Origin of the sequence: Bacteroides sp. K03 (assembly GCF_019734355.1) — a bacterium.
Taxonomy (GTDB): Bacteria; Bacteroidota; Bacteroidia; order Bacteroidales; family Bacteroidaceae; genus Bacteroides; species Bacteroides nordii.
The window spans coordinates 347,157-355,206 of the sequence record NZ_JAASHC010000002.1 but is presented as its reverse complement, the minus strand read 5'-3'; the positions used below and the strand labels follow the sequence as shown (position 1 = coordinate 355,206).

6 protein-coding genes and 2 pseudogenes are annotated in these 8,050 nt (G+C 39.2%); 5 read left to right on the top strand and 3 right to left on the bottom strand.

The features are described 5' to 3' along the window. The 3 genes and pseudogenes from HCG69_RS02640 to HCG69_RS02630 form a co-directional block, all read right to left on the bottom strand. Positions 1 to 225 (bottom strand): annotated as a pseudogene (locus tag HCG69_RS02640) (hypothetical protein); the annotation flags it as partial. Positions 226 to 348: 123 nt separating this feature from the next. Next, a complete protein-coding gene (locus HCG69_RS02635) occupies positions 349 to 1,086 on the bottom strand; it encodes a DUF4373 domain-containing protein (RefSeq protein ID WP_221648741.1) in 738 nt (245 codons plus the stop codon). Positions 1,087 to 1,180: 94 nt separating this feature from the next. After that, complete coding sequence (locus HCG69_RS02630) at positions 1,181 to 1,528, bottom strand: SH3 beta-barrel fold-containing protein (RefSeq protein ID WP_221648740.1); 348 nt, start codon at positions 1,526 to 1,528, stop codon at positions 1,181 to 1,183. 1,059 nt (positions 1,529 to 2,587) lie between these two features. On the opposite strand from HCG69_RS02630, the gene HCG69_RS02625 reads away from it, so the two are divergent. The 5 genes and pseudogenes from HCG69_RS02625 to HCG69_RS02605 form a co-directional block, all read left to right on the top strand. Continuing rightward, complete coding sequence (locus tag HCG69_RS02625) at positions 2,588 to 3,127, top strand: UpxY family transcription antiterminator (RefSeq protein WP_122200948.1); 540 nt, start codon at positions 2,588 to 2,590, stop codon at positions 3,125 to 3,127. A 62-nt stretch (positions 3,128 to 3,189) separates the two neighbouring features. Beyond that, entirely contained in the window at positions 3,190 to 3,672 is a 483-nt protein-coding gene (locus HCG69_RS02620) for a UpxZ family transcription anti-terminator antagonist (protein WP_122200949.1), read from the top strand. A 47-nt stretch (positions 3,673 to 3,719) separates the two neighbouring features. Next, positions 3,720 to 4,511: a polysaccharide biosynthesis/export family protein gene (locus HCG69_RS02615; RefSeq protein WP_221648739.1), complete on the top strand. Its 792-nt coding sequence runs from the start codon at positions 3,720 to 3,722 to the stop codon at positions 4,509 to 4,511. 22 nt (positions 4,512 to 4,533) lie between these two features. After that, the gene (locus HCG69_RS02610; RefSeq protein WP_221648738.1) at positions 4,534 to 6,975 is read left to right on the top strand and encodes a tyrosine-protein kinase family protein; all 2,442 of its coding nucleotides are present in this window, start codon (positions 4,534 to 4,536) and stop codon (positions 6,973 to 6,975) included. Between the two features lie 161 nt (positions 6,976 to 7,136). Next, positions 7,137 to 8,038 (top strand): annotated as a pseudogene (locus HCG69_RS02605) (3-hydroxyacyl-CoA dehydrogenase NAD-binding domain-containing protein); the annotation flags it as partial. Between the last annotated feature and the right edge of the window lie 12 nt (positions 8,039 to 8,050).

Sequence of the window (8,050 nt, the reverse complement as noted above, 5' to 3'; positions counted from 1 at the left end):
TTTCGCTTTGCGCATCGTTTCTATTTGAGATAATAAATCCTGGGACAAAGATAAGTCTTTAGCAGACAATATCAAGGCTTTTTCCCATCTGTAAATACTCCCATGAACCAAACCATCTCGCTGCTCGATGAAATATTTGGTCAAACCAGAACGATAATAATCACTTAATACTTTAAGTTTAAAATCTAAACTATACCTACAACGAGGAAATACTTTACTTGCCATATGAATTTTTATAATGTTAAAACGGTGTAAAGTAAATCTGTATTAAGTCAACTTTATAAGCCTTGATTATCAGCCACTTCTGAGTACTTTTATGAGGTATTTCCCCGGCATCCCTATTTTTGCTCACGAGGTCTGTGCCAGCACCTTCCACACCGGAGTACCTATCTCCCCATAGTTCGACATTCGCAGAATAGCCTTTATGTCTCCGGTGTCCGTCACCTTAATCCGATCCAATGCCAGTAGCAACCCGTCATAGTTGTGCGTCTTTTTATTGAGTGCATATTCCGGAGGTGGAGGCAAAACAGAATCCTCCTCCCTCTTCTTCTTTTCTTCTACTTTACTTTCTTTTACTTTACTTTGTCTGAAAATGTCTGCATTTTCCAGACTCAACTCCATCTGAACGGGAAAAATGTTCGCATTTTCTGAGTTCGTACTCTCTTTCTGCTTACATTTTATCTCTTCCTCCTTACATTTCACCTCTTCCAGGAGATAGGGTAATTTTGCTAAATCCCTCTTTCTCCGGCTGGTAGCCTCCAACCATACCCGCTGAATATCCACCGAGGTCAGTATACGATGCTTTTCATAGCTTTCCTTATCAAAAAATCCTTTTTCAATCAGTATACCGATTATACTGTCTACTTCTTCTTTCGTATATTCCCTTCCCAATTTATAGGCAAATATCTCACATTGTTCCTCATCCCATTGTATGTAATACCCCTCTTTATATATCTTACAAAGTATTTTTATTACCAGATAAGGTCCTTTGATACCATATTTAGCCTCCAATGATTCGGATACGGCTCCCTCAAAGAAAGCTGCTTTCGTAGGAAAATAAACGATTCCATTAAATTCTGTTGCCATATTTGTTTAATTGAAAGTTGAAAATTGAAAGTTGAAAATTGAAAATTGGCTGCGCTATCATGCTGAACAGCAATTTTCAACTTTCAATTTTCAATTAAATACACTTTTTCCATTCCAAAAAGTTCTCCAGCCGGAAGCGTTTCCACTTTCCTTCCTCTACATCCCAGTACATCACAGCTTCCTGTACTTTGCTTGCTTCGTACTCCCGTTTGAAGTCGTATCTGTAATAAATCAGTGTTGCTTTTACAAACTGAAACTCTCCATCAATAGCCCTACGATAAGCAATCATCGCATGCCCATGTTGCATCCAGTCTATCAGTGCCTCAATACGCTCTGCCATCCATATAGCAGTGGTTTGTGTATAACCTTTCTCTTGTACGATTTGTCTTGTCCATCTCCTTTTTACATTCTCCATAACAGGTTCCAAATTTCTTTTTTTCATTTCATTTTGTTTTATGAGTTTATATTTTTCCGATAACGGTTGCAAGGTCGGGATAATATTCGGATGGAACTAATCGTTGGAAAAATGTAAAAATCCGCTCAAATGGCGGATTTTTATTGTATCTACTTTTTGAAGTTTATATCTACTTTTTACGGGATGTGATCGTTCTGCCAATCTCAGTTGTTAATGTTTTGAATTCAACCTCCTTATATATTCCTTGTTTTTTATATTCAAATCGAAATAGAGTATTGATTTCTTTGGCAATTTCCGTTACACTGACTGTTGTTTTTTCTTCTGAGGCAAGCGAAATAGCCAGTGCTTTTATTAAAGATCCTTTGTGATGTCTGATTACTATTCTGTGGTCAATTTCTTGTTTGTCAATGCGCTGTACATTAATAATACCTTCTATTGTTTCTCCGTTTCCGAGTTCTATCTTTATAGAACCGTTAAAATCTGTTTTTTTTGATCGTTGTTTGTCATAAACTTAAATTTTAAATGATTTTTGTACTTTGCAAAGATTGTTAAAAGTTACGATTTGGACAATGAATCAATAATAAAAAGAAGAGGTTGTATAGAGTGTAGAGATAGGTCTTTGATAATTAAAACCTTATTTTTATAGAAAAGTGTTTCAATAAACGTTCGTTTAATGGCACAAAAATATATACTATTCTTTAATGTACAAAATATTTCTCAATAAAATAATTTATATTTCTGTCTGATGTTATATATATTATTGATATATAACTATTTATGTAATATATCGAAAATCTGTTTATTAAATGATTAATCTCATTTGGAACATGAAAAAACAGCTTGAAATAAGTGTGCCATTAAACGAACGTCTATTGAAACACTTTTCATAATCAAGTGGTTCGTTTATAATGAAATATGTATAAGGGAAAATAAATATATACATACTACATCTCACCCCTCATATTGTTTATCTCCTGTGATAGGGATACATCTGAGGGTTAGTGTATTAAGATTAGAAAGTTAGTTTTATACACGCTTGACCGGAAGGGAATTCATTACCCCGGTGTCCCCAAAGAATATCCAATTGTGAACAAAACTACAGACATTTGTTGGTATCCGCTTCGTGTTACTTATAGTCGTGAACTATTGCTAAAGGAGGTGCTTGATGCCGAAAAAATTGAGAATTTTATTCCGATGCATTATGAGTACATCAGGCATGCGGATCGTAAGATACGCAAGTTGGTTCCTGTAGTACACAATCTTGTATTCGTTCATGCTTCCTTTGCATGTATTGACCATATCAAACGGTCGGTAGGTTCTTCTTTGTCCGTCCGTTATATTATGGATCGTGAGACACAGCGTCCTCTTACCGTTCCTGATTCTCAAATGCGTAGCTTTATTGCTGTTTCCGGTAATTATGAAGAACAGATTGTTTATCTTGATCCCGCTGTCACTGCTTTGCAGAAAGGAGATCGGGTACGTATTACCGGTGGTATATTTGAAGGTGTAGAAGGTGTTATTCTTCGTGTCAAGGGCGATCGGCGCGTATCCGTTTGTATAAAAGGGGTCATGGCTGTAGCCACTACCTATGTTCATCCTTCTCTGATGGAAAAAATCGAAGATTAAACAATTCTCCCCTTATTGACTTTTATTTGCCTTGCTTTAATTCTTAACAATTAATTTTCCTCATGTCTTTGCAATCACAAATTGATACTCTGCGGCGTATCACTCATGAACTTCTTAATTTAGGTTTTGAGGGTACTCCTCTTTTTTCCAACGAATTCTGCAAACTAAATACGGAGGTCTATCGTCAATCCGAATGCCTTTTCCATTTACATGGCTCCAATGCGGAGGAAGAAGCACAGCTCTGTTATGTTCTGCTTACAGGGTATCATGCTACCATCTATGATCATGGTGATAAAAATCAAAAGATCCAGAAGCTTCTTGATCGTAGTTGGAAAGTTCTTGATCAGCTTCCTGCTTCCCTGTTGAAATGTCAGCTACTGGTGGCTTGTTATGGAGAGGTGTTTGATGAAGATCTGTCAAAAGAGGCCCATGTTATCATTAATGGTTGGAAAGGCCGGGAGTTAACTTTAGCGGAATGTGAAGTTATCGAGTACCTGAATAGTCTGGAATCCAACCCTTGGGGTAACTGGGATGTAGAAGAGTAAAATTTGAATACAAATAACAATACGGAACTTTATTTAATAGAAATCTTATGTGTATTAGAATACTGAATTATTTTTTATTGTGCCTGGTTACACTTTTTGTGTCCTGTTCTGCTCCTAAAGAGGTACTTTATTTGCAGGATATAACTTCCTTGAAGGAAGAAAATATTGATAAGAACTACGAAGTAATTATTCATAAGGATGATTTGTTGGCAATCCTGGTGAACAGTAAAGATCCTGAATTGGCTTTGCCTTTTAATATGCCTCTGGTAAGTTATCAGATCGGAAGTCAGAATCCCGGTCAACAACGCTTGTTAGGCTATCTCGTCGATCAGAACGGGGATATCGATTTTCCTATCTTGGGGCAGCTCCATGTGGAGGGGCTGACTCGTATGCAGGTTACCGAACTAATCAAACAAAAACTCATCAGTGGAGATTTGATAAAAGATCCTATTGTTACTGTCCAGTTCCTGAACTTTAAAGTTTCTGTGATGGGTGAAGTGGCCCGTCCCGGTACATTCGATATTTCCGGTGACCGGATAACTCTATTGGAAGCCTTGAGTATGGCAGGCGATTTGACTATTTATGGCCGTCGTGACCGCGTAGCTGTTATTCGCGAAAAAGATGGTAAACGCCGTATTCTGTATCATGATCTTCGCTCTTCCGATATTTTTCAATCGCCCTGCTACTACCTTCAACAGAATGACATTGTGTATGTAGAACCTAACAAAGCGAAGACAGGTCAGAGCCGCATTAACTCCAATAATTCCGTTGGCGTATGGCTTTCTGCGGTTTCCGTGCTTGCTTCCATTACTTCTCTGATTGTCACCATGTTTAAATAACCCGGAATATAAAGAATTGATAATGAATACCGAACAGAAAAATAATAATAACCCCGGACAGGAATCTGAGATCAATATAACCGATATTTTTCGTTTTGTACTTGCCAACTGGTATTGGTTTGTACTGTCCGTTCTGGTTTGTACCGGCATCGCGTACTTTTACGTAAAGTCCTCTTCCAAAATATACAGCCGTAAGGCGTCCGTTTTGATTCGCGATGATTCAAAAGGAGGTGCAATGAGCGAATCCTCTGCTTTTGCCGATCTCTCTCTCTTTGGCGGGAAACGTAACGTGGACAATGAGGTGCTTGTTTTCCAGTCGCGCCACCTGATAGAAGAAGTAGCCCGTCGCTTGCATCTGGATATGAGCTATAAGGTGAAGAATGGCCTGCGCGAAGACGAACTTTATACGCATACGCCGGTAACGGTCTCTTTTCCGGAGGCAGAGGAACGTCAGGTTATAAAAGTAGCGGTTGTTCCCGTGGATTCCGTAACGGTACGCCTTTCCGGATTTTCCCTGGCAGTAGGCGGTGGAATCATTCATTCGGAAGAGATCTTGGATGTACATTTGAATGATACTGTTTCTACACCGATTGGTACGATGGTGGTTACTCCCACACTCTATTACACGGACGTCTTTTACGATAAACCTGTACATGTCACTAAATCCAATATGGAGAGTGTTGTCGAAAATTACCGTAATAGATTGAAAGTCTCTCTTGCCAGCAAGACGGCTACCATTATCAATCTTGTTCTGGACGATGTATCTACGGCGCGTGCGGAAGATATCCTGAATATGCTTATTGCCGTTTACAATGAGGATGTTATTAATGACAAAAACCAGATAGCCGTAAATACTTCCAAATTCATTAATGAGCGTTTGATCATCATTGAACGTGAACTGGGAAGTGTGGATGCCAATATTGAAAGCTTTAAACGTGAGAACCAATTGACGGATATTACCTCTGAGACAGGTATGTACCTTGCTAATACGAGCCGTTACCAGCAGGAAGGGCTCAGCCTGGAGAATCAGTTGAGTATTGCCAGATATATCAAAGAGTATCTGACGGACCCTCTGAAAAATTCAGATCTGATCCCTGCCAATACGGGTATCTCGGACAATAGTGTGGAATCCCAGATTAAGGAGTATAATGATATCCTTCTCAAACGTGATAAACTGGTAGCGGGAAGCAGTAGTAAGAATCCTATTGTGATGGATCTGAATAATTCTCTGAGCGCCATGAAACAGACCATTATCCGGTCAGTGGACAATCTGATTGTCGGCTTGAATATCCAACTGAAAAATATCCGTGAGCAGGAAGAACAGACCACGAAACGCATTGAGGCTGTACCTGCCCAACAGAAATATGTTCTTACGGTAGAACGTCAGCAGAAAATCAAGGAAGAACTTTATCTGTATTTGTTGAATAAACGTGAAGAAAACGCTTTGACACAGGCTATTACCGAGAGTAATGCCCGTATTATAGATTCCGCTTCGGGTAGCAGTGCCCCGATAGCTCCTAAGACAATGATAATTTTCCTGGCTTCTATTGTTTTAGGGCTGGCTATTCCCATGGGTGTATTCTGGTTGTTGAACGTGGCGGATACCAAGGTTCGTACCCGTAAGGAATTAGATAAAGTTTTAACCATTCCCTTTTTGGGCAATATTCCCCGCCACGGTAATAATAGGAGTGAGGATTCAGATGGTATTGTTGTCCGTGAGAACAGTCGTGATTCTGTTTCCGAGGCTTTCCGTATTATCCGTACAAACATGGACTTTATGCGTGTGAAGTCTGAAAAGTTGCAGGTGGTTATGTTTACTTCCGCCAATCCGGGTGCAGGTAAGACATTCGTATCGACTAATCTTGCCATGAGTATCGCCCAGACGAACAAAAAGGTTGTTTTGGTTGACGTTGATATCCGTAAGGGAACATTGAGTGGTATTTTCTCTAATTCTTCCAATCGTATGGGGCTGACGCACTACCTTTCCGGCAGTACGGATAAGGTGGACGATATTGTGGGCACGAGTGAAGAGTATGAAAAACTGGATGTTATATTCTCCGGTCCCGTACCTCCGAATCCTGCCGAATTGTTGTTGAGTGAGCGCTTTGATCATCTGATAACGGAACTTCGTAAACGTTATGATTATATTATTGTGGATAATGTTCCTGCAGGTATGGTTGCGGATGCTTCTATTGTCAATCGTGTGGCTGATCTTACTATTTTCGTAGTCCGTTCAGGTGTGATGGATCGTCGTCAGTTACCGGAACTTGAGAATATGTACCGTCAGGAGCAGCTCCGTAATATGTCGGTGATATTGAATGGAGTTCCTTCAGAGCGTAGAGGTTATGGTTACGGCTATGGTTATGGATACGGCTACGGTTATGGAAACGAAAAACACAGTCATAAACACGAAAAGTATGACAGTTTGAAGAAACTGTTCTCTCGTTTTTTGAAACGTTTGTAAGAACTGACGCTTGGTAACTATCTATTTCACGTAGTCCTTTTGCTATCATACATCAACGTTTCGATGTAGGTATCATTCAGTATGTATAGAGTTATCCTTTTGTGAGACAGATGTAAATGAAAGAACGGTTTTGTAAAATAAAAAATTAAATCAAATAGAATATGCGTGATTTCAAAGACATTAAGGTCGCAGTGGCCGGTACTGGCTACGTGGGACTAAGTATAGCTATATTGCTATCATAACATCATCATGTAACGGCAGTGGATATAATTCCTGAGAAGGTGGAGAAACTCAACAATAAAATTTCTCCTATTCAAGATGAATATATCGAGAAATATTTGGCAGAGAAGTCTTTGGATTTAGTTGCCACATTGGATGGTTAAGTTAGCATACGCTGATGCTGACTTTGTGGTCATTGCAGCTCCTACCAATTACGACTCTGTGAAAAGAATTACTTCGACACAAACCATATCAAGAGGTTATAGATCTCATATTGGAAGTGAATTTTGATGCTGTCATGGTCATCAAAAGTGCCATTCCTGTTGGCTACACTCGTAATCTCTACTTGAAGTATGCTCGGAAAGGAGTAAAGAAATTCAATCTTCTCTTCTCACCGGAGTTTCTTCGTGAGAGTAAGGCACTCTATGATAATCTTTATCCAAGCCGTATCTTGTAGGTTATCCGAAAGTTATTAGTAAGCCCGAATATGAAACAGAAAATAAGGCGATTGAGTCCGTTACAGATATAGAAGAGATGTTGAAAGAAGCAGCTAAGATTTTTGCAGCCCTTTTGCAAGAAGGTGTCATCAAGGAAAACATTGATACCCTTTTTATGGGTATGAAGGATGTAGGAATTGTAAAACTTTTTACCGATACTTACCTTGCCTTTCGCGTTAGCTACTTTAATGAGCTTGACATATACGTCGAGGTTAAGGGTTTGGATAGCAAGGTAATTATTAAAGGTGTAGGTTTAGGCCTTACGTATCGGTATAAATTATAACAACCCGTCATTTGGTTATGGTGGTTATTGCTCGCCCAAAGATACAATGATTCTTAACGACAATCCATATTTTAAG

What these genes read in the sequence shown, in the direction of transcription:
- HCG69_RS02635 (WP_221648741.1), bottom strand. Translation starts at nt 1,086, where the DNA reads ATGGCAACAGAATTTAATGGAATCGTTTATTTTCCTACGAAAGCAGCT.
- HCG69_RS02630 (WP_221648740.1), bottom strand. Translation starts at nt 1,528, where the DNA reads ATGAAAAAAAGAAATTTGGAACCTGTTATGGAGAATGTAAAAAGGAGA.
- HCG69_RS02620 (WP_122200949.1), top strand. Translation starts at nt 3,190, where the DNA reads ATGTCTTTGCAATCACAAATTGATACTCTGCGGCGTATCACTCATGAA.
- HCG69_RS02615 (WP_221648739.1), top strand. Translation starts at nt 3,720, where the DNA reads ATGTGTATTAGAATACTGAATTATTTTTTATTGTGCCTGGTTACACTT.
- HCG69_RS02610 (WP_221648738.1), top strand. Translation starts at nt 4,534, where the DNA reads ATGAATACCGAACAGAAAAATAATAATAACCCCGGACAGGAATCTGAG.